This window comes from Micromonospora sp. NPDC049645 (assembly GCF_040675155.1).
In the GTDB taxonomy this organism is placed as follows: Bacteria; Actinomycetota; Actinomycetes; order Mycobacteriales; family Micromonosporaceae; genus Micromonospora.
On sequence record NZ_JBFAOI010000002.1, the window covers coordinates 351719 to 377339 of the forward strand.

A 25621-nucleotide genomic window follows, 5' to 3' on the forward strand; every position below is an offset into this window, starting at 1 on the left:
GGATGATGCTGTCCGCTAACGCCCCAAGCGTCATCGTCCGCTCATGCTCGGGTCGTCGGGTGTGTCACGGCGTCGCCTCCTGTCGGCGGGGATCAGGCAATCGCTGTTCAATCGTCTGGGAGGCCCCGGGTCAGGTGCACCTTCGTGGTTGCTTCCTACCGACCACAGTGGACATGAGCGGACCCGTGTTCGTCGTGCTGTGGTGCCTGGTGCGCAGACGTTCGCGCGCTGCGCGTGAGGAGCGAGACTCTGGGCGTACGGGCGCTTCACCGAAGTCGGCGAGCGCACCGTGCGACCGGCCGCGGCATGAGTCGTGGCGTGCCACGATCCGGTCGCACCTCTGGTCGTTCGTGGTCAGCCCGCCTACGGGGGTCGGCGCGGGACCATCGACCTTGTCCGGTCGGTGTCAGGTCGAAGCCAGGTCGGGCCGCTCACGCGGCCGGGCGGCCCGACGTGGCCCCGGCACGGATCGCCGACACCGCGCCCACCCGCTCCTCGGCGGCCCGGGCCAGCGCGAGCTTGCGCTGGTCGAGCAGCGCCAGCAGCACCGGGGGATCCATCGCGCGGACCGGCTGCAGGTCGACGTCCGTGTGCACGACGCCATCCGCCCGCATGTGCAGGGGCCCGCAGGTGGCGACGCAGACGGTCTGGTCGCTGTCGCCGGCGTCCACGTCGGCGTCCAGTTTCCCGTTGACCGACTGGGCGAGGACGAACCAGTTACCTGGCGGCACGTAGTCGAGCTGGAACGGACCCGGGCGCGGCAGGATCGTGCAACGAACCGGCAGCCCTTCGGGAATGCGGTCCTGGAACAGGCCCAGGAAGACGGGGCTGTCGGCATGCGATTCGGGTGCCCAGGCGCGGCCGTGTACGCGAGCGTTGTGCGGGTGCCCCATTCGGTAGTCGGGGTCGGTCTCGATCTGCGGGGCGAAGCCGGCGAGCCGGCGGTACGTCGTGGGTGGCATCCCCACGCTCCGGGTGAATCGGGAGCTGAAAGTCCCGACGCTGTTGTATCCCACCCGCATGCTGATATCCGCGACCTTTAGCGAGGTGGAGACGAGCAGGCGCTTGGCGCGCTGTAGGCGCAGGGCGGACAGGAAACGGCCCGGCGTCACGCCGGTGGCTTGCTGGAAGACCCTCGTGAAGTGAAACTTGCTGAACATGGCAGCGCGGGCCATGTCGTCGACCGTGAGCTGCTCTCCGAGCTTCTCGTGCATGGCGGCGATGGCCCGCTGCACAGCCCTCTCGATTGGATCGTCCACAGCGATTCCCCCAATGACCGGCAAAGGTCGTCATGTTAACACTGCATAGCGGACGGCCCTTGTGAGTCCGGTCTGCTAGGTGTGTCGGTAGATTGGCGGCTGTCATGGCCGTTTTAATTCATGAGAATGGCCTCTTCCCACCTCCTGGGACGGGCGGGTATTACTGGCGTCGAGGCTAGCCGAGCCATCGGAGGATGGCAACACTCTCAATCACGGGTCCATCACGGGGAGCAATCGCGGAGTGGCTCACGTAAAAGTGCCGTCTTCGCACGTCAGCGCGGTATTGGCGGGTGGTGGCGGGGCGGATAGTGGCACAACCCACTGCTGATAGTACGAATGTCCAGTCGCCAGAATTCGGCAGGTCCCTTTTCCCCGAAGCGCCGCACTTGGTGCCACCTTGCGGTAGTGCGGATGTTCGGAAATTGTCGGATCTGTCCGGCACGGCAGACGAGCCTGCCGCAGGCCGGTCGGCGGCTTCCCGCGCAGGTCATCCCGTGATTGCGGTGGTCATCGGGTAGGCAAGTTTGAAGATGACGGTCCACCGACCGCTGCGTAGATTTGCGGAAAGTTCATTTCGGGATAGGTCGCAATGGATGGCTGGTATCTCCAGAGCCACCGCGCGCATCCACTGTCCCTCCGCTTCGTCGGAATCCACGGCACGCTTCTTTGCAGAGGCCCGGACGTCGCTTCCGGATCGGGGCCGTAGCCAGCCATCGTGGTATCGGGCGGCCCTCCGCGTCCATCTCCCGCGTCGCATCGTTCGGCGAAAAATGGTGACTCCCACTCTCCACTTTCCATTTTTCCGATGCCCGGGGGCCGATTTTCCAGCGAATCGGTGACGCGATCATCGAGGCGATTCCGAACGACCGCAATGCAGGAGAACTTTCTGCCCATGGATGCGTAAGAATGATGCCTCAGTGGGCAGACCGGAGAAGACGATGACTGCATGGAACAAGCTTCGACGCCGCATTATGACCCCCGATGTGGGGCAGACGAAACTCAGTACACGTGGATTTCACCTCAAGGACGAACAGGCCCGCGACCGCCTCGAAACGGTCGGCAGTTCGTTCCTGCACGGATTCGCGGCCGCCGCCGAGGCGGACGATCCGCCGCGGGCGGCGCCCGCGGTCGAGTCGACGCCGGCCGCGTACCGGGGCTTCGCCTACGAGGGCGCGGCGATGGCCTTCGCGATCCGCGACGCCCTGCCCGGGCGGTCGCGGCACGTAGCCCGGTTCCTCGCCGACCATGACGAGCACGTCTACATGGCGTACGTCGGGGTGGGCTGGGCGATGGCCCGTCTGCCGCGTCCGCTGTGGTCGCGACTGCACGCCCCGGACGCCCTGCTGCGTTGGCTCGTCCTCGACGGGTACGGGTTCCACCAGGCCTACTTCAAGACCGACCGGTACGTTCGCCGGCGGGAGGCACCGTCAGCCTTCCCCTGGCCGGCCGACGGTCCGCGCGACTACTCCAGGGACTACTCCCTGCGGGCGATCGACCAGGGCATCGGACGGGCCTGCTGGTTCGTGGCCGGAACGGACGTCGGGCAACTCGTCCGCCTCCTCGACGCGTTCCCCGCGCACCGTCGCGCCGACCTGTACGCCGGCGCCGGGCTCGCCGTCTGCTACGCCGGTGGCGCGAGTGAGCGAGAACTGACCTGGCTCGCCCAGACCGTGGGGGAGTACCGGCTGGAACTCGCGCAGGGCGCGGCGTTCGGTGCCGCGGCCCGCCAACGTGCCGGTCTGGTGATGCCGCACAACGAGCTGGCCACCGGCGTCCTCTGCGGGATGCCGGTGGACGAGGCGACGCGGGTGACCGACGACGCGCGGGCCGGGCTGCCCGACGACGACGTCCTGCCCGCCTACGAGATCTGGCGCCAGCGCATCAAGAGCGCCTTCGTTCCTTTGGTAGCGACACGAAAGCCGAGTGAGCAATGACCAGTATTGCCGTGGTCGGGATGGCGTGCCACTACCCCGACGCGCGTTCACCGCAGGAGCTGTGGGAGAACGCCATCGCGGGTCGCCGGGCGTTTCGGCGGCTCCCCGACGTCCGGATGAACCATGACGACTACTGGGACGCGGACCCTTCCGCCCCCGACCGCTTCTACGCACGCAACGCAGCCGTCCTCGAGGGCTACGAGTTCGACCGGGTCGCCTACAAGGTCGCCGGCAGCACCTACCGGTCCACCGATCTGGCGCACTGGCTGGCCCTGGACACCGCCGCGACGGCGCTGGCCGACGCCGGGTTCCCGATGGGTGAGGGCCTGCCGCAGGAACGCACCGGCGTGATCGTCGGCAACACCCTGACCGGTGAGTTCTCCCGCGCCAACCAGATGCGGCTGCGCTGGCCCTACGTGCGACGGACGGTGGCCGCCGCGCTGCGGGCGGAGGGCTGGGACGACGAGAAGCTGTCCGACTTCCTGGCCACCTACGAGGCGGCCTACAAGAGCCCGTTCCCGCCGTTGGACGAGGACACCCTGGCCGGTGCGCTGTCCAACACGATCGCCGGACGGATCTGCAACTACTTCGACCTCAAGGGCGGCGGCTACACCGTCGACGGCGCCTGCTCGTCGTCGCTGCTGTCGGTGGTGACCGCGTGCCGGGCGCTGCTCGACGGCGACCTGGACGTCGCGATCGCCGGCGGCGTCGACCTGTCCATCGACCCGTTCGAGGTCATCGGCTTCGCCAAGACCGGTGCCCTGGCCACTGGCGAGATGCGGGTCTACGACCGTGCCTCCAACGGGTTCTGGCCCGGCGAGGGCTGCGGCATGGTGGTCCTGATGCGCACCGACCGGGCCGTCGAGGCCGGTCACCGGATCTATGCATCGGTGGCCGGGTGGGGAGTCTCCTCCGACGGCCACGGTGGCATCACCAGGCCCGAGGTCGACGGTTACCGGCTCGCGTTGCGCCGGGCGTACACCCGGGCCGGCTACGGCATCGACACCGTCGGGCTCTTCGAGGGCCACGGCACCGGCACCAAGGTCGGCGACGCCACCGAGCTGAAGGCGCTCTCCGGCGCCCGGGAGACGGCGAATCCCGAGGCGCCGCCGGCCGTGATCGGTTCGGTCAAGGGAATGATCGGGCACACCAAGGCCGCCGCCGGGGTCGCCGGGTTCATCCGCGCCGCGCTGGCCGTACACCACGAGGTGCTGCCCCCGAGCGTCGGCTCGGTCGACCCGCACGAGATCCTCACCGCCGACGGGGCACGGCTGCGCACGCTGCGCAAGGCCGAACCGTGGCCGGCCGCGACGGAGGTGCGGGCCGGTGTCACCGCGATGGGCTTCGGCGGCATCAACACGCACATCGTGCTCGAACGCCACGGACCGCGCCGGTCGGTGCCGAACCGCCGGATGGGTGCCATCGCCGCCTCGGCGCAGGACGCCGAGCTGCTGCTGGTGGACGCCGCCTCGACCGAGGACCTCGCCGCCCGGCTCGCCGAGCTGAGCGCCTTCGTGCCCGCGCTGTCGTACGCGCAGCTCGGCGACCTGGCCGCGACGTTGCACCGCGACCTCAGGGGCCGGCCCTTCCGGGCCGCGATCATCGCCTCGTCACCCGAGGAGGCCGAGCGGCTGCTGGTCGCCGCCCGCGAGGCCGTCGAGTCCGGCGAGGCGAACCTGATCCGCCCCGACGGCCGGTTCCTCCTGGGACACGTCAGTGGCCCGGCCCGGATCAGCTTCCTCTTCCCCGGACAGGGTTCCGGACGTGGCGTCAGCGGCGGCGCGCTGCGGCGGCGGTTCACCGAGGTCGAGGACGTCTACCTGCGTGCCGCGCTGCCGACCGGAAGCGACGTCGTCGCGACCGAGGTCGCACAGCCGCGCATCGTCACCGGGTCCGTCGCCGGTCAGCGCGCCCTGGCACTGCTCGGCATCGAGGCGTCGACCGCCATCGGGCACAGCCTCGGTGAGATCGTGGCCCTGCAATGGGCCGGCGCCATGGACGAGGACACGCTGCTGCGGGTCGCCGGTCTGCGAGGCCGGACCATGGCCGGGCACAGCCAGGCCGGCACGATGGCCGACATCGGGGCGCACCCCGAGGCGCTCGACGCGATCATCGCGGGTCTCCCGGTGGTGGTGTCCGCCTACAACGGGCCTCAGCACACCGTCATCTCCGGATCGGTCGACGCGGTCGAGGCGGTCTGCCACAACGCGCGGGCCGCCGGGCTGAGCGCCACGCGGCTCCGGGTATCGCACGCCTTCCACTCCCCGCTGGTCGCTCCGGCCGCGGACGCCTTCGCCGACGCCCTCGCGGACGAGACCTTCCACCGTGTCGGCGCGCGGGTCATCTCCACCGTCACCGGTGACGTGCTGCCGGCCGGCACCGACGTGCGGGACCTGCTCCGCCGTCAGATCATCGACCCCGTCCTGTTCAACCAGGCCGTCGCGCTGGCCGCCAAGAACACCGACCTGTTCGTCGAGGTCGGGCCCGGCCACGTCCTCACCGGGCTCGCCGGCACGGTGACGGACGTACCGGTGGTCGCCGTGGACACCGACAGCGAATCGCTGGCGAGTCTGCTCCGGGTCGCCGGCGCCGCGTACGTCACCGGCGCCGCGCCCGCCCCGGCGGCGCTGTTCGACGGGCGGTTCGTGCGTCCGCTCGAGGTGGGCGCGACCTTCTCCTTCCTCACCAGCCCCTGTGAGCAGGCACCCGAGCTGAGCCCGGCGATCGAGCGTGGCCCGGCCCTGGCGCCGCCGCCCGTCGCCGTCGAGTCCGGCGGGTCGGCGCAGGAGTCCACCGAGGACCTGCTGCGGCGGCTCACCGCCGAGCGTGCCGAACTGCCGCTCGACCTGGTCGGGTCGGACAGTCGGCTCCTCGACGACCTGCACCTCAGCTCGATCACCGTCGGCCAGGTGGTGAACCAGCTCGCACGACACCTGGACGTACCGCCGGCCCAGATGCCGATCAACTTCGCCACCGCCACCGTCCGCGAACTCGCCGAGACGATGGAGACCCTGGCGCGTACGGCCCGCGACAGCGACGCCGCGGTCACGCCGACGGTCGCTGGTGTGGCCGCCTGGGCCCGACCCTGGCGGGTCGACCTGGACGAGGTGCCGCTGCCGGCGGTCACCGCCGACACCCCTGCCGGCAACGGTCGGTGGCACCTGCACGCCGACGCGGACCACCCGTTCGCCGCCCCGCTGGCGAGCGCGCTCGAACAGGCCGGGCTCGGTGGCGGGGTGCTGGTCTGCCTGCCCCCGGACTGCACGCGGGAGCAGTTGGAGCCGGCCCTGCGCGGCGCCCAGCGGGCCCTCGCCGCCGGCAGCACCCGCTTCGTACTGGTCGGGCACGGCCGTGGCGCGGCGGCGATCGCCCGGACGTTGCACCTCGAGGCGCCGTCCGTGCTGGTCACCGTCGTGCACGTGCCCGCCGCCGTCGACGGCCTCGTCGAGCTGGTGGTGAAGGAGGTCGCCGCGACCACGTCCTTCAGCGAGGTGCACTACGACGACGGGGTCCGACGGGTCCCGACACTGCGGGCGATGCCGGTGCGTGCCGGCACCTCGGTGGCCCCGCTCGGCGCGGACGACGTGCTGCTGGTCACCGGCGGGGGCAAGGGCATCACCGCCGAGTGCGCGCTCGCCCTGGCCACCGACAGCGGCGCCGGGCTGGCGGTGCTGGGCCGTTCCGACCCCGCCGAGGACGGCGAGCTGGCGGCCAACCTGGCCCGGATCGCGGCAGCCGGTATCACCGTGCGGTACGCCCGTGCCGACGTCACCGATCCCGCCGCGGTGCAACGGGCGGTGCGGGAGCTGTCCGCCGAGCTGGGACCGGTCACCGCGGTTCTGCACGGCGCGGGCCGCAACGAACCGGCCGGTCTGGCGAGCCTGGGCCCGGACGCGTTCCGCGACGCGCTGGCGCCGAAGGTCGACGGTCTACGGGCGGTGCTCGACGCGATCGACCCGTCCCGGCTGCGGTTGCTCGTGACGCTCGGCAGCATCATCGGCCGGGCGGGGCTGCGCGGCGAGGCGCACTACGCCATCGCCAACGACTGGCTGGCCGACGAGACCACCGCGTTCGCCCGGGCGTACCCCGAATGCCGCACCCTCTGTCTGGAGTGGTCGGTCTGGGCGGGCGTCGGCATGGGCGAACGTCTGTCGGTCGTCGAGTCGCTCAGCCGCGAGGGCGTCACGCCCCTCACCGCCAGTCAGGGCATCGCGATCCTGCGACGGCTGGTCGCGGACACCGCGGCGCCGGTCGTCGTGGTGATCAGCGGTCGTACCGAGAGCGTCCACACGGTTCGGTACCACCAGCCGTCGTTGCCGTTGCTGCGGTTCGTCGACCGGGTGCTGATCCGCTACCACCAGGTCGAGATGGTGGTGGAGACGGAGCTGAAGGTCGGCACCGACCGCTACCTCGCCGACCACGATCTCGACGGCAACCTGCTGTTCCCCGCGGTGTTCGGGATGGAGGCCATGGCGCAGGTGGCCGCGGCCGTCTCGGGCGCGGACGTGGTGCCGGTCATCGAACAGGCGGAGTTCCTGCGGCCGGTCATCGTCTCGCCACACGGGCAGACGAGGATCCAGGTGGCTGCTCTGGTGACCGACGACGACACCATCGAGGTCGCGATACGCAGCGAGGAGACCGGCTTCGCCGCCGACCACTTCACCGCGCGGCTGCGACTGGGCGGCGACACCGTGCCGGAGGGCCCCCCGGACCAGGCGCCGGAGGGGCTGCCCCCGGCCCCCATCGCGCCGCTCGACGACCTGTACGGGGAGATCCTGTTCCAGGGCGCCAGGTTCCAGCGGCTCCGGCGGTACCACCGAGCCGCCGCCCGGCACGTGGACGCGATCGTGGCGGCCGACGAATCGACCACCTGGTTCGCCCCGTACGTCTCCCCGACGCTGTTGCTGGGCGACCCGGGCGTGCGCGACGCGCTGATGCACGGCAACCAGGTGTGTGTGCCGGACGCCACGCTGCTCCCGGCCGGCGTGCAGCGGATCCACCCCGGCGGGGAGAAGCTCTCCTCCGCCCGCGAGCTGCGCTACTGCGCCACGGAGCGCGAGCGCGACGGCGACACGTACGTCTACGACATCGCCCTGCGCACCGAGGCCGGCGTGACCGTGGAGCGCTGGGAGGGGCTACGACTGCGCGCGGTCCGGAAACAGGACGGCACCGGCCCGTGGGTGGCTCCGCTGCTCGGCCCCTTCCTGGAGCGAGGGCTCGGTGACCTGGGGCTCACCGACGTCGCGGTCGCGATCGAGCCCGCCGCGCCGGCGCCGCCGGACCCGGCGGAGCGTACCGCCGCGCGGCGCCGGATCAGCGCGGTCGCCGCCGGCCACGCGCTCGGCCAACCGGTCGAGATCACCTACGGGCCCGACGGTAAACCCGAGGTTCCCGGTGCGCGCGGCGTCTCGATCGCCCACGGCGGGGGGATCACGCTGGCCGTCGCCGCGGAGGGCGTCCTCGGCTGCGACGTCGAGAGCGTGGCGCCGCGCAGCCCCGAGGAGTGGCAGGGACTGCTCGGCCCGCACGCCGGCCTGGCGGAGCTGCTGGCCGGCGAGCCGGGCGAAACCCTCGACACCGCCGCGACCCGGGTCTGGACCGCCGTGGAGGCGATGCAGAAGGCCGGCGTGCCGATGCACGGCCCGCTCGTCCTGGCCGGCACCGAGCGTCCCGGCTGGGTGCTCTTCGGCGCCGGCGATGCCCGGGCCGCCTCCTTCGTCACCAGTCTGCGCGGCGGCGAGGGGCACGTCGTGATCACTGTTCTGGCCGGTGCGAAGGGATGAGCATGGAGAGCTACTACGAGCTGCGGCACACCGTCGGGTTCGAGGAGACGAACATGGTCGGCAACGTCTACTACGTCAACTACCTGCGGTGGCAGGGCCGCTGCCGGGAGATGTTCCTGAAGGACCGGGCGCCGGCCGTCCTCGCCGACCTCCAGGCCGACCTCAAGCTGTTCACGCTCAAGGTCGAGTGCGAGTTCTTCGCCGAACTCACCGCGTTCGACGAGATCGCCGTCCGGATGCGGCTCATCGAGCTGGCGCAGACGCAACTCGAGTTCGGCTTCGACTACGTGCGTGTCGGCCCGGGCGGCGAGAACCTCGTCGCCCGGGGCACCCAGCGCGTCGCCTGCATGCGGGGGCCGAACAACCGGACCGTGCCCACCAGGGTTCCGGAGGCGCTCGAAAGTGCCCTCGAACCGTACGCCGTCGCCGGGGTCCGGCGATGACGACCTTCGACACCGAAGAGGTGACCGACTCGGCGCACATGCGTCGTGTCTGCGGGGCCTTCGCCACCGGCGTCACGGTGGTCAGCGTCGGCGGGGACGAGCCGCACGCGATGACCGCGAACTCGTTCAGCACCGTGTCGCTCGACCCACCGCTGATCCTGGTGTGCGTCGACCGGGGTGCCCTCATGCACCAGGTGCTCAGCCGTGCCGGCACCTTCGGCATCTCGGTGCTGGCCTCCGACCAGGAGGCCGTGGCGCGCTACTACGCCGACCGGCGTCGCCCGCTGGGACAGGAGCAGTTCGAGTTCGCCGACTGGCGGCCGGGCGCGAGGACGGACGCGCCGCTGCTCGCCGGCGCCGTCGCGCACATCGAGTGCGAGGTGTGGCGGGCGTACGACGGGGGAGACCACACGATCTTCCTGGGCCGCCCGCGCGGCATGCGCCGGTACGGAGACGAAGACGCTCTCGTGTTCCTCGGTGGCCAGTTCCGCCGGCTCGACCTGGCGCCGGCCGCCGTGGTGACGTCGTGACCGCGGCCGTCCACCCCTCGCAGTTGCAGGGGCCGTCGCGCGCCGCCGCCGTCAACATGCTGATCATGATGGGCCGTGACCGCCTCGGCATGATGACCTCCGCGGCGGCCCGCTACGGCGACGCTTCCCGGCTGCCGGTCGGGCCGAAGAGTCTCTACTTCTTCAACCACCCCAACCACGCCAAGCACGTGCTCGCCGACAACGCGGCCAACTACCACAAGGGCATCGGTCTGGTGCACGCCCGCCGGGCACTCGGCGACGGGCTGCTCACCAGCGAGGGCGAGCTGTGGCGCAAGCAGCGCAAGGTGGTGCAGCCGGCGTTCCAGAGCCGACGCATCGCCGAGCAGGCCGGGATCGTCGCCGAGGAGTCGGCCGCCCTCGTCGAGCGGCTGCGCACGCTCGGCCGGGACGGCCCGGTGGACGTGCTCCACGAGATGACGGGCCTCACGCTCGGCGTGCTCGGGCGCACCCTGCTCGACACCGACCTCAGCCGGTTCCCGTCGATCGGCCGTGACTTCGCCATGGTGCAGGACCAGGCCATGTTCGAGCTCGCGTCGTTGAGCGCCGTGCCGCCCTGGGTGCCGCTGCCGCGTCAGCTGCGGTTCCGGCGGGCCCGCCGTCGCCTGCAGACGATCGTCGACCAACTCGTCGACGAGCGTGGGGCGCACTCCGATGGCCGCGACGACGTGCTGTCGCGGCTCATCGTGTCCGCCCGGGCCGAATCCGACCCCCGGGTCGGCCGGCAGCGGCTGCGCGACGAACTCGTGACGCTGCTGCTCGCCGGGCACGAGACCACCGCCAGCACGCTGAGCTGGGCCCTCTACCTGATCGACAAGCATCCCGAGGTGCGCGACCGGCTGCGCGAGGAGGCGATCGAGGTGCTCGGCGACCGCCTGCCGACCTTCGACGACCTGGGCCGGCTGCGGTACACCGCGATGGTCATCGACGAGGTGGTGCGGCTGTACCCGCCGGTGTGGATCCTGCCGCGCAAGGCGCTCGCCGACGACGACGTCGGCGGGTACCACGTGCCGGCGGGCGCGGACGTGCTGATCTGCCCCTACACGCTGCACCGGCACCCCGACTTCTGGGAACGCCCGGAGCACTTCGACCCGGAGCGCTTCGACCCGGTCCGGGCCACCGCCCGCCCGCGCTACGCCTACATCCCGTTCGGCGCGGGACCGCGGTTCTGCGTCGGCAACCATCTCGGCCTGATGGAGGCCGCGTTCGTCCTCGCCATGCTGGCCCGGGACCTGACGCTCACGAAGGTCGCCACCCACGAGGTCGTGCCGGAACCGATGTTGTCGCTGCGCATGCGCGGTGGCATGCCGATGACCGTGAGCTCGGCCGATCGAAGGACACCGCCGGGTTGACGGACCGCCGTCACCCGTGACCGCACCACCCGAACGCCCGTCCTGGTCGGGACGGGCACCACCCGAGGGGGACCGTTGCCACCGAAACAAGTGGGTCCGCTGCGCCGGCTCATTCCCGTCGTCTTCGTCCTGGTACTCGTCGCCGGGCTGTTCACGGTGTCGCGACTGCCGTCGGCATCCGCCGAGGACCGGCGGGCGATGGCCTCGCGGTTCGCGTTCACCGAACTGCCCATCGCGCTTCCGCCAGGACTGCCGCAGCACACGATCCGCACCGTGAACCCGAAGTACCAGCACATCCGCTCCTGGATCTCGTCGGTCGGCGCCGGCGTGGCGCTCAACGACCTCGACGGGCAGGGCGGCGCCAACGACCTGTGCCTCGTCGACCCGCGCAGTGACGAAGTCATCGTCACCCCCGCGCCGGGCGGCGGGGCCAGCTACGCGCCGTTCGTGCTGGACCCGGCACCGCTGCCGATGGGTCCGGCGATCGCGCCGATGGGGTGCACCCCGGGCGACTTCAACGTCGACGGCCGGATGGACGTGTTGGTCATCTACTGGGGACGGACGCCGGTCGTGTTCCTGCAGAAGGGCGACGCGCAGGGTCTGAGCCTGGCGTCGTACCACCCGGTCGAGCTGATCCCGCAGCAGCAGACCACCGACGGCCGATACCGGGGGCCGCTCTGGAACACCAACGCGACGGCGGTCGCCGACTTCGACGGTGACGGTCGGCCCGACATCGGCATCTTCAACTACTTCCCGGACTCCCAGGTGCTCGACCCGCAGGGCCTGCCCAACGTGCAGATGAACCACTCCATGTCCCGCGCGCAGAACGCGGGCGGGGCGCACATCCTGCGCTGGACCGGCGCCACCGGCGGCGCGACGCCGAACGTCACCTACGAGGTGCAGAACGCGATCGACCCCCGGTTCGCCACCGGGTGGACGCTCGCCTCGGCCTCCGCCGACCTCGACGGTGACCTGCTGCCCGAGCTGTACCTCGCCAACGACTTCGGCAACGACCGTTTCTTCCACAACGTGTCCCAGCCGGGCCGTATCAAGTTCACCCTCGCCGAGGGCCGCCGCGGCCCACTGGACCCCAAGTCGCTGGTCATGGGGCACGACTCGTTCAAGGGCATGTCCGTCGACTTCGCCGACCTGGGCGGCACCGGCCGCTTCGACGCCTTCGTCAGCAACATCACCGAGTCGTGGGGCCTGGAGGAGAGCAACTTCGTCTGGCAGAACACCGCCAAGACCCCGCAGGACGCGCGGAACCGGCTCGTCAAGGGAATCGCCCCGTTCGAGAACAAGGCCTCGGCGAAGAACCTCGCCTGGGTCGGCTGGGGCTGGGACGCGAAGATGGCCGACTTCGACAACAGCGGCCGGCTCGTCGTCGTGCAGTCCTGCGGCTTCGTCAAGGGCACGATCAACCGGTTCAACTGGCTCCAGGAGTTGGCCGCCAGCAACGACCTGATGCTGCGCGAGCCGGACATGTGGCCCAACGCGCAGCCGGGCGACGACATCGCCGGCTCCAACGCGCTGGCGTTCTGGGCGCCGGAGGGCAACGGCCGCTACGTCGACCTGAGCCCACAACTCGGGCTCGACGACCGGACCCCGACGCGCGGAGTCGCCGTGGGCGACACCGACGGCGACGGCCGTCAGGACTTCGCGGTGGCGCGGCAGTGGGGGCAACCGGCCTTCTACAAGAACACCAAGACCGAGGTCGGCGAATTCCTGGGGTTGCGGCTGCACCGGCCCGCGCTCGGCGCCGACCAGACGAACGGCACCGGCACCCCGGCGTACGGCGCACAGGCGCGCGTGACCACGGCGGACGGCCGGACCCAGCTCGCCCAGCTCGACGGGGGTGGCGGGCACTCGGGTAAGCGCAGCTTCGACGTGTTCTTCGGGCTCGGCGCCCAGGGCGCCGCACCCGTCAGCGTCCAGCTGAGCTGGCGCGATCTCACCGGCACCCCGCACGAGCAGACCCTGTCTCTCGCCGCCGGGTGGCACGACCTCATGCTCACCGACCGAGCCCAGGAGCTGACCAAGCCATGACGGACGTCAAACGCGCCCCGGAAGGCGCGACCACCACGGTCGGGGCCGCCGACGCGGCCCGCATCGGCGCCGGCCCGGACCGGGCACTCGTCGGCGTCGACTCACGACCGCCCGTACCCCGGGTGGACAAACGGGACCCCCGCTACCTCGCCCTGCGGAACTTCGCCATCTCCATGTCCATCCTCAACATCCTCGGCTACACGATCCTCGGGTTCGAGCAGCCCTGGACCTGGCCGCTGTTCGCCCTGGCCATCGGTTACACGGCCGAGTTGGCGATCGAGGCGGTCGCGGCCCGTTCCCTCGGCCGCCGGCCGGCGTACAGCGGTAACGGCGCGTGGGGTGTCTACACGTTCCTGCTGCCGACCCACATCACCGCGCTCGCCGCGAACATGCTGCTCTACGCCAACGACATGTTCTGGCCGATCGCCTTCGCCGTGGTGGTGGCCGTCGGGCAGAAGGCCGTCCTGCAGGCCCCGATCAACGGGCGCATGCGGCACTTCATGAACCCGTCGAACTTCGGCATCACGGTCGCGCTGGTCACGTTCTCGTGGGTCAACGTGGCGCCGCCGTACCACTTCACGGAGAACGTGCCCGACGTGTTCCGGATGTTCATCCCGATGGTGGTCCTCACCGCGGGCACCATCCTCAACGCGATGCTCACCAAGAAGGTCGCGCTGATCGTGGGCTGGGTCGGCGGGTTCGTCATCCAGGCGCTGATCCGGCACTTCGTCTGGGACGTGCAGCTCTGGTCGGCGCTGAGCATCATGACCGGTGTGGCGTTCGTGCTGTTCACCAACTACATGATCACCGATCCGGGCACCACACCCGCCAAGCCACGCAACCAGTTCATGTTCGGTTCGATGGTGGCCATGGTGTACGGCGCACTGATGTTGTTCAATGTGGTCTACACGCTGTTCTTCGCGGTCACCATCGTATGCCTGGCCCGGGGCCTGTTCTGGTGGGTCAAGTGGCTGGGCGAGCGGCGCGGCGAGCGTACGGCGGTGCGGCCGGTGCCGCCACCCGCGGCGGTCGAACTGCCGATCGCCCGCTGACCCCCATCCCCGCCGCGAACCGGCCGGCCCGTCTTCCCACCCAGCGGAGAACCGCGATCGGGAAGGCGGTCCGGCCGGTTCCCGTCGCGACGCCCACCTACCCGTACCCGTACCCGCCCGAAAGTGAGACTGTCATGACCACTACGCACCGACCCGTCGTGCGCGACCCGCAGGCCCCGGCCCGCTCCGGCCGGGCCGGTCGGCTGATCGCCGGCAGCGTCCTCGCCGGCATCGCGCTGGCCGTGCTCTGGTCGTACGAGTTCGTCGACAAGACCATCGGCGACAACGTCGCCAACACCCTGCTGGGCCACGACGCCAAGGCAACCGCGATCGGCGGCACCGCGGCCGGGCTGCTGTTCGCCTTCATCTCCGGCCTCGCGGGCACGTTCACGGCCTGCAACATCGCCATGGCCGCCTCGATCGGGCCGATGACCCACGCCGGCGCCGCGGGCACCCCGGCCGCGGGTCTGCGCTTCATGCTCCGGCCCCTGGGCCTGCTCACCCTGGGGATGGTCGTCGTCGCCGCCGTCTACGGGTTCGTGGGCGTCCTGCTCGGCGACTCGCTGCCGCAGCTCTCGACGGCGACGACGGCCGGGGGCATGCCGGTACGACTGACCCAGTCCGTCGTTGTCTTCGGCGTGATCGGTCTCGCGTTCGTCTATCTCGGGCTCGCCGCGCTCGGCACGGTGCGGGACCCCTTCGCCCGTCACCCGTTCGCCCGGGTGTTCGTGCTCGGCATGCTGGTCGGCGGGTTCCTGATCGGCCGTCCGTACCCGCTGTTCCACAAGCTCTTCCAGTGGGCCGCCGAGAACGGTAACCCGTTCTACGGCGCCGGTGCCTTCGTGTTGCAGTCGCTGGGCAACATCGCCATCGTGGCCGTCCTGTTCGCTCTGGTCGTCCTCGTCACCCGCGGCGGCCTGATCCGCTGGCTGTCCGCGCGACCGGCACGCACCCTCGCCGTCACCGGCTCGCTGCTGCTTGCCCTGGGGGTATTCACGGTTGTCTACTGGACAGTCCGGGTGCCCGCCATGTTCGGCTACGGCTGGTTCCCGACGATGCCCTACAACTGATCGGATGGGCCGACATGGACGTGTCGAGCCGGCAATGGGAGGCGATCCGTCGCGACGTGGCCACCGCCGGTGAGCGGTTCGCCGCCCTGGTCGAGGCCGCCGCGGCGGACCGGCGGGCGACCAAGCACTGGTCGGTCGCCGACACCGCGGCGCACGTGGCCACGCTGACCGATGTCGACGTCGTCATCACCAGGGCCTATCCCGAGCCGGCGTTCTCGCTCCCCGAGGTGCACGAGCAGTGGCGGCGTACGACGGTCGACCGGGTCGACCTGCTCAACGACGCGGTGATGCGGTCGTTTCCGGAACGGAACCCGGGCACCCTGGCGGCCCGGATCCGGGCGGACTGCGCGGCGATGCTCGACGCCACGCGGTCCGTCGACCCGTCGTCGCCGCTGCCGTGGCTGGGCAGCTCGACGCTGACGATGGCGGGCCTGTTCGCCCACATCGTCAACGAGTTCCACATCCACGGTCGGGACATCGCCCGAGCCGCCGGGCTCCCGCACGCCATCCCGCCCGCCGAGGCGGCGCCGTTCTTCGAGGTCTTCTTCGTGGGGCTGGTGCGCGACGGGTACGGACACCTGCTCGACACCCCGAAACCACTGCCCGACGTGCGGGTGACGGTCGCCTTCGAGTCGCGGCACACGCGTCCGGTGGCCCTGCTGCTGGCCGACAACGTCGTCCGCGTCGCCGAGCCCGGGACGCGTCCGGACGCCCGGGTCACCTACGATCCGGTCGTCTTCAATCTCATGCTCTTCGGCCGGGTCTCGCCGGTGCGGGCGGCGCTCACCGGCGGCATCCGCGTCGGCGGCCCCCGGCCGTGGCTGTTGCCCGCCTTCATGCGCAAGGTGCGCTGCCCGAAGTGACGGGGCACGCGCCGCGGATCAGCGTCCGGCGGCGCCGGCTCAGCGCCGGGGTCCGCGCAGCACCCGGCGGACGACCGCGGGGCGGAGCAGCCGGGTCGGCGGGTCCACGAGGTTGAGCACGCGCAGGAAGGCGGCGCCCAGCGTGGCGTCGTAGCGGGCGGCCGCATGGAGGCGGTGCACGTACCAGTTGACCAGCCGCACCCGCGCCGAGCGCGGCCCGGGGACCTGCGGAAAGCGCAGGTCGGTGCCGACCGCGATGGACCACGGGCCGTCGATCAGCCGACCCGCGCCCCGGAAGAAGCGGCGAGCCAGCCGGTCCGGGCCGCCGGGCAGGACCGAGCGGAGCAGCAGGCCCTCACCGGCGGCGACCGTCATGCCCTGGCCGTACACGGGGTTGAAGCTGCACACCGCGTCGCCGACCACCAGGTAGCCGAGCGGGAAGCGGCGCAACCGCTCGTAGCGTCGGCGCACGCTCGCCGGATAGCGCATCTGGGCCGGACCGCCCACCGGGACGGCGTCGCGCACGAGCCGGCTGATCACCGGCATGCCCAACGACTCGGCGTACCGGGTGAAGCCGTCGTGGTCCGTCGGCGGCTGCTCGCCGAGCATGCCACTGAGCGCCACCGCGAAGCGCCCGTCCTCCTGGGCGGCGACGATGCCGGTGCGGGGGCGACCCGGCACGGCGTTGGTGAGCGCCCCGAGCAGACCGTCGAGATGACGGGACTCGCGCTCGTAGATGCGGGTGACGTAGGTGACGTCCACCGGGACCCGCTCCTCCGACGGCGCCGGGTAGCCGAGTTCGGCCAGCCAGACCGGGCTGCGGGACGCCCGGCCGCAGGCGTCGACCACGAGGTCGGCGTGGATCTGGTACTCGGCGCCCGTGCGCGGCGTCACGAGGACACCGGTGATCCGGCTGCGGTCCTCGGTGCTCAGCAGCGCGGTCGCCTCGGCCGGCGGGCAGAAACGGACGTTGGCCAGTTTCCGTACCCGCGCACGCACCGTGCCTTCCAGCAGCGGGCGGCTGACCCCGACGCCGACCAGGTCCGACGCGGCTCGACGCATCGGGTAGCCGTCGTTGCACCAGTGCACCTGATCGTGCAGATCGACCAGCGGGGCGCCGGCGGCGCTCAGCTCGTCGCTGAGGCCCTCGAAGAGCTCGTCGAGCGCTCGGCGACCCTGGGCCAACAGCACGTGCAGTTGGCGGGACTGCGGAACACCACGCCGTGCCGCCGACACCTCGGGCAACGTGTCGCGGTCGACGATCGTGACGGTGTCGTACGCGTCGCTCAGCACCCGGGCGGTTATCAGGCCGGCCATGCTGGCGCCGAGCACGACCGCGTTACCTGCGGAGACCATAGCCGTGATGCTAGGCCGGCCGGCCCGACCGGGTGTCTTCCGACGTGCGCACCCGGGCGCCAGCGGGCTCCACAGTCGACAGACTCGTCGGGTGTCTCGGCGTGTCTAGGTGTCGGCCCAATCAGCACGCATGGATATAGCGGTGCGTGTCGACGGGGTAGCACAATGGAGCGTCGCGTGTTCGTCGCACCGGGAGGCGCAGTGTCAGTGTCCAACCTTGTCGATTCATCGCCGGACACCAGAACCGGCCGACCGTGGGGGCTCAACGGTCGCCATCACCGGGCCGCGCTCGCGGTGTTCATGGTCATCGTCCTGGCGCACTGGGCCGAGCACCTCACCCAGGCCTACCAGATCTGGGTGCTGGGCTGGAAACCGCCGGAGGCACGCGGTGTGCTCGGCATGCCGTTCCCGTGGCTCATCAGCTCGGAATGGCTGCACTACGGGTACGCCATCGTGATGTTGGTCTTCCTGTTCCTGCTGCGCCCCGGGTTCGTCGGTCGTAGCCGCACCTGGTGGACCGTCGCCCTCGCCATCCAGTTCTGGCACCACATCGAGCACCTGTTGCTGCTGATCCAGTCGCAGAGCGGGCACTTCATCGCCGGCCGTGCGGTGCCGACCAGCATCCTGCAACTGGTGCTGCCCCGCGTCGAGCTGCATCTGTTCTACAACACGGTGGTGTTCCTGCCGATGGTCATCGCCATGTACCTGCATCTGCGGCCCTCCCGGGCCGAATCGCTCGCCATGTCGTGCAGCTGCCGTCCGCTGCCAGCATGATCTCCCTGTCACCGACCCGGCGTCGCCTGCTCCTCGGCGGCGCCGGCGTCGGTTTGGCGCTGCTGGTGGTCTACCTCGTCTTCGGCGTGTCGGCGCCGGCCCGTCTGGAGGCGGTCGAGCCCGCCGACGGCGCGTCGGTCACCGTCGCGCCCCCCGAGGTGACGCTGCGGTTCAGCGCGGCCCCGCACCCGCGTGTCCTGCACCTCACGGTCGTCGGCCCCGCCGGGAAGGACGTCACCCTCGCCGATCCGGTCGTAAACGGAGCGGTGATCAGCGTCGCGGTGGCGGCCGGCCAAGCCGGGCCGTACCGGGTGGGCTACCACCTGGATCTCGACGACGGCACGCCCGTCTCCGGGCTCGCCACCTTCACGGTCGGATCGGGGGCGGCGTCCACCTCGGTTCCGGTCGAGGCCGCCGGCCCGGCGCACGGCGGGCACCACCTGGAGCGGGACGCGAGCACCCTGGTGCTGGTCCTGATCGACCTGGCCCTGGTCGTCGGCCTGGTGTGGATCCTGGCGCGTCGCCCACGGGTGCGCTGACCCGCGGGCCGGTCGCGACAGCAGTGCGCCACGACCGGCGTGACGGTGAGAGGTGGCATTGACACGTGCCGCTACCTATTCCATGGTCGGTGGATTCACCCGTCCATGGAAGGGGCGCAGGATGGTCGAGAACGAGCACAGGTATGTCATCGTCGGGGCCGGGCCAGCAGGGGTGCAGCTGAGCTACTACCTACAGAAGCACGGTGCCGACTACCTGACGCTCGAACGTGACGACGAGCCGGGCGGGTTCTTCCGGCGGTTTCCGCGTCACCGCCGGCTCATCTCCCTGAACAAGGTGCACACCGACAGCACCGATCCCGAGATTCGCCTGCGTTGGGACTGGAACTCGCTGCTCAACGACTCCCCGGATCTGCTGTTTCCGAGGTTCAGCGAGGAATATCTGCCGGCGGCCGACGACCTGGTGCGCTACCTCGCCGAGTTCCAACGGGTCCACCAGCTCAACATCCGTTACGGCACGACGGTCGAGCGGATCACCCGGACCGGCGACGGTTTCACCGTACGCACCGGCCAGGGCGAGATCCGCGCACGCTGCCTGATCGTCGCGACCGGCTGGGGCCGGCCGTTCGTGCCGGCCATCAAGGGCATCGAACATGCCATCGGGTACGAGGACATGGTCATCGATCCCACGGCGTACGACGGTCAGCGGGTGCTGATCATCGGTAAGGGCAACTCGGCCTTCGAGACGGCGTCGGCCATCCTCGGTCGGGCGTCGATGGTGCATCTCGCCAGCCGGCAACCGCTGCGGCTCGCGTGGAACACCAAGCATCCCGGGGACGTCCGTGGCCAGTACGGGGCGATCCTCGACAGCTACCAGTTCAAGACCCTGCACTCGGTGCTCGACTGCACCATCGACGAGATCCGGCCCGTCGACGGGCGGTTCCAGGTGTCGATCACCTACACCCACGCCGAGGGTGAGACCGCTGTGCTCGACTACCACACGGTGCTCCGCTGCACCGGGTTCCGGATGGACACCACGCTGTTCGACGAGTCGGTCCGTCCCGACATGGTGCGCGACGGCCGGATGCCCGGGCTGCGCCCCGACTGGCAGTCGAGCAACATCGACGACCTGTACTTCGCCGGCACCATCGCCCAGGCCCGGGACGTCAAGCACGCGTCGTCCCCGTTCATCGACGGCTTCCGCTACAACCTCCGCACGTTCACCCGCATCCTGCGGGAGCGCTACGACGACGTGCCGCTGTCGTACGCGACGACGCCGGCCGACGCGGCGTCGCTCACCAAGCTGATGCTCGACCGGGTCAACTGGTCGTCGGCGCTGTGGACCCAGTTCGAATACCTCTGCGACGTCTTCGTCCGCGACGACGCCACCGGCGACTTCCACCACTACGAGGACCTGCCGGAGGACTACGCCGTCGAACGCTTCGCGACCGCCACCCACTGGTACACGCTCGCCCTGCGGTGGGGCCGCGACGACTACGGCGACGTGTTCGCCATCGACCGGCACCCGACTCCGGACCGGGCCCGGGAGAGCGCCTTCATCCACCCGGTGATCCGGCGCTACCGTGGCGCGGAGCTGCTCGCCGAGCAGCACCTGCTGGAGGATCTGCTGGCCGAGTGGCGACGCCCGGACCGGCACGTCGAGCCGCTGGTCGAGTTCCTCACCGCGGATCTCACCAGCGGACCATGACCTCGTCGAGGGGCTTACGGGCCAGGTCGGGCACCAGGGCGTCCGGCGCGGGATGCCCGACGGGCATCACCACGTACGGGCGCTCGTGCGACGGCCGTTCACACACCTCGTTCAGGAACCGCATCGGGTTGGGTGTGTGGGTCAGCGTGACCAGGCCGGCGTGGTGCAGGGCGGTGATCAGCAGGCCGACCGCGATGCCGACGGACTCCTTGACGTAGTACGGCTTCGGGCTGTCCGGCCCCTGGTGTACCTCGAACACGACGATGACGGCCGGTGCGGTCTCCAGGAACGGCTTACGCCAGTCGGTGCCGAGCCCGGAGATCGCACCCAACCACTCCGGCGAGGCACGGTGGTCGTAGAACGCGCGCTCCTCGGCCTCGGCCGCCTCGCGTAGCCGGCGCTTGCGGGCCGGGTCGGTCAGCACGACGAACCGCCACGGCTGCACGTTGGCGCCGCTGGGCGCGGTCGAGGCGGCCCGGACCGCCGCCTCGATCACCCCGTCCGGCAGCGGGTCGGTGGCGAAGTCCCGCACCGAGCGGCGCTGCGCCATCCGCTGCGCGAACGCCTCCGCGTCGCGCACCATGTCCGTCGGCGACCGACGATCGTGCTTGATCGGAACCTTGGGTAGCAGCTCTGCTCCGGTCACCTGTGGCCTCCCCTGATCAGGTGTGCCGGTCACCGCGGGAGGGTCTGCCTGCCGTCGACGCCCGGTCCCTCCAGCATTTCGGGACCGGGGCGATTCGTCGTTACGCCGATGTGCTTTGTTGCCGCCCCGTCAGGTCCGGCGCGGTGCGGTCGGCGATGTCGTCGACCACGTCGGTCAGGCGTCCGCGCCGTGCCGCGGCGGCCCGCTGGCGGGTCGCCCCGTCGCCGCCCGTGGCCAGCCACTTCAGCCAGGACTCCACCCGCTCGTGGTCGCCCGCCTCGTCGAGTGCGGGTCGGGCACGCTCGACCAGCCGTTCGGCGAGGGCCGCCGCGGGCAGCAGCCGGCCCGTGACGACGTCGACGCCGTCGCCGCCCATCCCGTCGCGGGCCGCCCTCCAGTAGGCGAGCCGCATCAGCTCGGGGACCAGTCGCGGCCCCTCATCGCCCCGGTCGACAGCCTCCCCGGCGACGACCACCAGAGCGCGTACCAGGGCGGCGAGCGCCGCGGACTCGGTGGCGGTGACCGGCACGTCGGCGACCCGTACCTCGAGCGTGGGATGCTTCGTCGACAGGCGGAGATCCCAGAAGATCGTGCCGTGGTCGACCAGCGCGCCCGCGGCGAGCAACGCGTCGACGTGGTCGTCGTACTGCCGGGCGGAGGTCAGGTACGGCGGCGGGCCGGCCACCGGCCAACGCCCCCACGTGACGGTTCGCCAACTCGCGTATCCCGTGTCCCGCTCGGCCCAGTAGGGCGAGTTGGCGGTGAGGGTGAGCAGCACCGGAAGGTGTTGGCGCAGATGGTTGCCGATCAGCACGGCGCGGTCCCGGTCGGGCTCCTCCACGTGGACGTGGACCGCGCAGATCGCGAGCTCGTCGTGCAGCCCACGGAAGGTGGCGGTGCCCCGATCCTGGCGAGGTCCCTCGGTGATCGGCGGCGGCACGGCCCGGCCGAGCACCGGCGAGCCGCTGGCGATCACCCGCAGCCCCGCCGACCGGGCCGCGTTCTGAATCGCGGCCCGACCCTCGGCGAGCTGCGCGTCGAGGTCGTCGACGTTGCGGCACGGGTCCGTACGGGTCTCGACCTGCAACTTGGTGATCTCACCGCCCACCCGGGCGCCGAGGGACGGGCGTGCGCGGTCGACGACGGTGGCCGCCTCCGGTACGACCTCGCCCCGAACGGCGTCGACGACGAGGAACTCCTCCTCGACGCCGAGCAGGGGGGTGGACGATCCCGCTCGTTGTCCCGTAGCCATGCGACGCCGACCCCTCACTGCCGGTCATCTGCCGGCCAGTGAGCACGTTACGGGATCTCGTCGATGGCTCGCAGCCTCGCGGGCTCCATGGTGGACGCGGCCTCGACCAGGCCGGCCAGCAACGCCGTACGCTCCGGCATCCGATCCAGGCAGACGTACTCGTCGGCGCCGTGCGCCCCACCTCCCACCGCGCCCAGGCCGTCGAGGGTCGGCACGCCCAGCGCGGCGGTGAAGTTCCCGTCGGACGCGCCGGCCGCGTGCGCGCCGCCGAGGTTCTCGATGCCGAGCTGGCGGCCGATCGACCGGGCCAGCTTCAGTAACGGCTGGGCGAGTGCCGGGGACATCGGGTAACGATTGATCCCTCCCTGCACGGACAGGGCCGCCTCGGGCAGGTACGGCACCAGCCCACGGATGGCGGTGTCGACGCGTTCGAGCTCGGCCCGGGTCCAGGCCCGGACGTCGACCGCCAGGTTGGCGTGCTCGGGCACCGTGTTCGTCGTGGTACCGGCGGAGAGCAGGGTCGGTGTGACCGAGGTGCCCCCGCTGTCCGACGCGCCGAGCGCCGCCAGCGCGAGGATCTGGTGGGCGACCTCGACCGTGGCGTTGACGCCGCGCTGCGGTTCGACGCCGGCGTGGGCGGCGCGACCGCGGACGGTGAGCCGGTATACCGAGCCGCCCTTCCTGGCCACCTTCACGTGCCCCTCCGCGGTGGCCGCCTCGCAGACGAGGACCGCGCCCGAGCGCCGGGCCTCGCGCTCGATCAGTGGCCGTGACGTCAGCGATCCGCTCTCCTCGTCGCAGGTGAGCAACACGCCGACCGCGGAGGTGTCCTCGATCAGGCGCAGCGCCGTGAACATCTGCACGATGCCGGCCTTCATGTCGCACACGCCGGGTCCGGTCGCGGTGTCGCCGCGGACGGTGAAGGGCCTTGCGCGGACCGTGCCGACCGGGAAGACGGTGTCGAAGTGGCCGAGGAGCAGCACGCGTTGGTCGGCGGCCGACCACAGCAGGTGAGGTAGACCGTCGATCACGACTCGCCGGGCCGGCCGGCCGAGCGACTCCTCACCCCAACGGGCGAGCAGGTCGGCACAGGACCCGAGATGGGGCAACGAGCCCGGTGCCGACTCGAGCGTGACGAGCGTGCCCAACCGGTCGACCATGTCCGCGTGGAGCTTCCTCGCGGCGTCGAGCAGACAGCGTGGGTGGTCCATCGATCCCTCCAACTTCGCGGGTGACGGGCCTGGCCAGGCTTGCCCATCGACCATCGCAGGGGACCGGGGGTGCGCTCACCCTTGTCTGTGCTCAGGAAACGGGAGTGCCGGCCGCTCAGGAGACGGGAGTGCCGGCCGCCGAGCCGTAGCCGAAGTCGACGATCCGGCGTGCGGTCTCGGCGTACGCCTCCTGACCTTCGGGCGCGAAGGTGCCGAGCCCGTCGACGTACCGGTTGAACATGCAGAACGCGGCGGCGATCAGGACGGTGTCGTGGATCTCCAGGTCGGTGGCGCCCGCCGCGCGGGCGTCGGCGACCAGTTCGGTGGTGACGTTACGGCCGCTGATCTGGACCGCGCCGGCGATGCGCAGCAACGCCCGTAGCTTCTCCGAGATCGGTGCGGTGTCGAGGTCCGCGCGTACCTGGTCGACGAGGGTCATGCCCTCGTCGAGCTGTGCCGCGGAGAACGCCGAGTGGGACGCGCAGCAGAAATTGCAGTCATTGCGCCCGGAGACGTACGCGGCGATCAACTCCCGCTCGCCGGCCGGCAGCGAGTGCGGCGCGCGCAGCAGGATCTCGGCCAGTTCGTTGAGTGGCTTCGCCGTCTCCGGGCGATACCGCATCGGACCGCTGATGCCGGGGAACCGCTTCTCGTCGACCCCGAGATCGATGTGCGCCATAGTGGTGAGACCTTCCAGCCGGTGTGTCGTGACCTGCCGGACGACGCCTCTGGCAAGGGGCGCCCTCCGCGCCTGGGCGGCGTGCCCGACGCCGCGCAGCCATGATTTCATCCAGGCCGCCCGGTGCATTCCTCCATTCGTGCTCTGTTCAGGACGGCTGACATCCCTGTCGAGGACGACCGACCGGCTCCCGTCGCCAACTCCGTTGCTGGTCGGGGCGGAACTGCCTAGCTTGTTCATCATGCGGAACAACGGTCGTGGCGCGGACAGGAGTGGCGGGTGAGCGGTGGTCTTCGTGAGATCGCCCGCCAGACGGTTGCGATCGCCGAGTCGGGTCGCTATCGCACCGGCGCCGGTGCCGAGGTCGACATCGGCGAGGGGGTACGCGCCGCGGTCGCCGGCACGCAGCTCCACCTGCCGCACGAGGTGCCCGCGGTGGGAGACGCGGAGCCCGGCGCGGGCAGGGTCGAGGTGACGTCCGAGTCGACGTTGCAGGCGGCCCGTCGGCTGGCACCCGGGGCGGTCTGTCTGGTGTTCGCCTCGGCGAGGAACCCGGGCGGTGGGTTCCTGAGCGGAGCGAGGGCGCAGGAGGAGAGCATCGCCCGCTCGTCGGCGCTGTACCCGTGTCTCCTCGCCGCCCCGGGGTTCTATACGTTTCACCGCGAACAGCGGGACCTGCGGTACAGCGACCACGTCATCTTCTCCCCGGACGTGCCGGTGTTCCGGGATGACAGCGGAAACCTGCTCGACCAGCCGTACCCGGCCTCGTTCCTGGCCGCCGCGGCACCGAACCTGGGTGAGATCCTCCGCAACCAGCCCGAACACGTCGCGGGCGTACCGGCGGTGCTGGCCCGGCGTGCCCGCCGGGTGCTGGAGGTCGCGGCCGCGCACGGACACCGGACGTTGGTGTTGGGCGCCTGGGGATGCGGCGTGTTCCGCAACGATCCCGCTACGGTCGCCGACGCCTTCGCCCACGCGCTGCGGGAGATCGACCGCTTCGACCACGTGGTGTTCGCCATCCACGACAGCCTGCCGGGAACACCGGTGTTCCGTACGTTCGTGCAGCGTTTTCCGGGATCGGCCGAGGCTCCGGCGGTGGGGAGCGAGCGTGGGTGAGCGTCACCACGTCGCCGCGGGGCCGGACGAGT

General features: G+C 71.0%; 19 protein-coding genes. 13 read left to right on the forward strand and 6 right to left on the reverse strand.

Translation table 11 applies throughout. From position 1 onward, the window contains the following. Positions 1-431: 431 nt before the first annotated feature. Complete coding sequence (locus tag AB0J33_RS07065) at positions 432-1259, reverse strand: AraC family transcriptional regulator (protein WP_363611367.1); 828 nt, start codon at positions 1257-1259, stop codon at positions 432-434. Positions 1260-2197: 938 nt separating this feature from the next. Between AB0J33_RS07065 and AB0J33_RS07070 the strand changes: the two genes are divergently transcribed. The 9 genes from AB0J33_RS07070 (at position 2198) to AB0J33_RS07110 (ending at position 16350) form a co-directional block, all read left to right on the forward strand. After that, positions 2198-3193 (forward strand): DUF1702 family protein, encoded by a 996-nt coding sequence (locus AB0J33_RS07070; protein WP_363610784.1) that lies wholly within the window; start codon positions 2198-2200, stop codon positions 3191-3193. Further along, positions 3190-8976, forward strand: a complete 5787-nt coding sequence (locus AB0J33_RS07075) for a type I polyketide synthase (RefSeq protein ID WP_363610786.1) — start codon at positions 3190-3192, stop codon at positions 8974-8976. The genes AB0J33_RS07070 and AB0J33_RS07075 overlap by 4 nt, the downstream gene beginning before the upstream one ends. A 2-nt stretch (positions 8977-8978) precedes the next feature. Beyond that, positions 8979-9419, forward strand: coding sequence for an acyl-CoA thioesterase (locus AB0J33_RS07080; RefSeq protein WP_363610788.1), 441 nt, complete (start codon positions 8979-8981; stop codon positions 9417-9419). Further along, a complete protein-coding gene (locus tag AB0J33_RS07085) occupies positions 9416-9949 on the forward strand; it encodes a flavin reductase family protein (protein ID WP_363610790.1) in 534 nt (177 codons plus the stop codon). The genes AB0J33_RS07080 and AB0J33_RS07085 overlap by 4 nt, the downstream gene beginning before the upstream one ends. 56 nt (positions 9950-10005) lie before the next feature. Beyond that, the gene (locus tag AB0J33_RS07090; protein WP_363611370.1) at positions 10006-11319 is read left to right on the forward strand and encodes a cytochrome P450; all 1314 of its coding nucleotides are present in this window, start codon (positions 10006-10008) and stop codon (positions 11317-11319) included. Between the two features lie 75 nt (positions 11320-11394). Continuing rightward, positions 11395-13365 carry a CRTAC1 family protein gene (locus AB0J33_RS07095; RefSeq protein WP_363610792.1) on the forward strand — a complete coding sequence of 657 codons (1971 nt, stop codon included), beginning with the start codon at positions 11395-11397 and terminating at the stop codon, positions 13363-13365. Then, entirely contained in the window at positions 13362-14417 is a 1056-nt protein-coding gene (locus AB0J33_RS07100; RefSeq protein WP_363610794.1) for an enediyne biosynthesis protein, read from the forward strand. The genes AB0J33_RS07095 and AB0J33_RS07100 overlap by 4 nt, the downstream gene beginning before the upstream one ends. Positions 14418-14551: 134 nt before the next feature. Further along, complete coding sequence (locus AB0J33_RS07105) at positions 14552-15487, forward strand: hypothetical protein (protein WP_363610796.1); 936 nt, start codon at positions 14552-14554, stop codon at positions 15485-15487. Positions 15488-15501: 14 nt separating this feature from the next. Beyond that, positions 15502-16350, forward strand: a complete 849-nt coding sequence (locus tag AB0J33_RS07110) for a maleylpyruvate isomerase N-terminal domain-containing protein (protein ID WP_363610798.1) — start codon at positions 15502-15504, stop codon at positions 16348-16350. 39 nt (positions 16351-16389) lie between these two features. Here AB0J33_RS07110 and AB0J33_RS07115 read toward each other — a convergent pair whose 3' ends face one another. Continuing rightward, entirely contained in the window at positions 16390-17706 is a 1317-nt protein-coding gene (locus AB0J33_RS07115) for a squalene monooxygenase (protein ID WP_363610800.1), read from the reverse strand. 300 nt (positions 17707-18006) lie between these two features. Here AB0J33_RS07115 and AB0J33_RS07120 point away from each other — a divergent pair, with 300 nt between their 5' ends. The 3 genes from AB0J33_RS07120 to AB0J33_RS07130 all read left to right on the forward strand — a co-directional run bounded on the left by AB0J33_RS07120 (position 18007) and on the right by AB0J33_RS07130 (position 20685). Beyond that, positions 18007-18480 (forward strand): hypothetical protein, encoded by a 474-nt coding sequence (locus tag AB0J33_RS07120; protein ID WP_363611372.1) that lies wholly within the window; start codon positions 18007-18009, stop codon positions 18478-18480. Continuing rightward, a complete protein-coding gene (locus AB0J33_RS07125; RefSeq protein WP_363610802.1) occupies positions 18477-19019 on the forward strand; it encodes a copper resistance CopC family protein in 543 nt (180 codons plus the stop codon). The genes AB0J33_RS07120 and AB0J33_RS07125 overlap by 4 nt, the downstream gene beginning before the upstream one ends. Positions 19020-19140: 121 nt before the next feature. Next, positions 19141-20685: an NAD(P)-binding domain-containing protein gene (locus AB0J33_RS07130; RefSeq protein WP_363610805.1), complete on the forward strand. Its 1545-nt coding sequence runs from the start codon at positions 19141-19143 to the stop codon at positions 20683-20685. On the opposite strand, the gene AB0J33_RS07135 is transcribed toward AB0J33_RS07130, so the two are convergent. From AB0J33_RS07135 to AB0J33_RS07150, 4 genes are all read right to left on the reverse strand, one after another. Continuing rightward, positions 20669-21268, reverse strand: coding sequence for a nitroreductase family protein (locus tag AB0J33_RS07135; RefSeq protein WP_363611374.1), 600 nt, complete (start codon positions 21266-21268; stop codon positions 20669-20671). The two genes, AB0J33_RS07130 and AB0J33_RS07135, sit on opposite strands and share 17 nt — an antisense overlap. Before the next feature lie 163 nt (positions 21269-21431). Beyond that, a complete protein-coding gene (locus AB0J33_RS07140; protein ID WP_363610807.1) occupies positions 21432-22583 on the reverse strand; it encodes a glutamate--cysteine ligase in 1152 nt (383 codons plus the stop codon). Positions 22584-22630: 47 nt separating this feature from the next. Then, positions 22631-23794, reverse strand: coding sequence for a M20/M25/M40 family metallo-hydrolase (locus tag AB0J33_RS07145; RefSeq protein ID WP_363610809.1), 1164 nt, complete (start codon positions 23792-23794; stop codon positions 22631-22633). A gap of 115 nt (positions 23795-23909) precedes the next feature. Beyond that, positions 23910-24473: a carboxymuconolactone decarboxylase family protein gene (locus tag AB0J33_RS07150; protein WP_363610811.1), complete on the reverse strand. Its 564-nt coding sequence runs from the start codon at positions 24471-24473 to the stop codon at positions 23910-23912. A gap of 279 nt (positions 24474-24752) precedes the next feature. On the opposite strand from AB0J33_RS07150, the gene AB0J33_RS07155 reads away from it, so the two are divergent. Continuing rightward, a complete protein-coding gene (locus AB0J33_RS07155; protein WP_363610813.1) occupies positions 24753-25589 on the forward strand; it encodes a TIGR02452 family protein in 837 nt (278 codons plus the stop codon). Positions 25590-25621 lie beyond the last annotated feature (32 nt).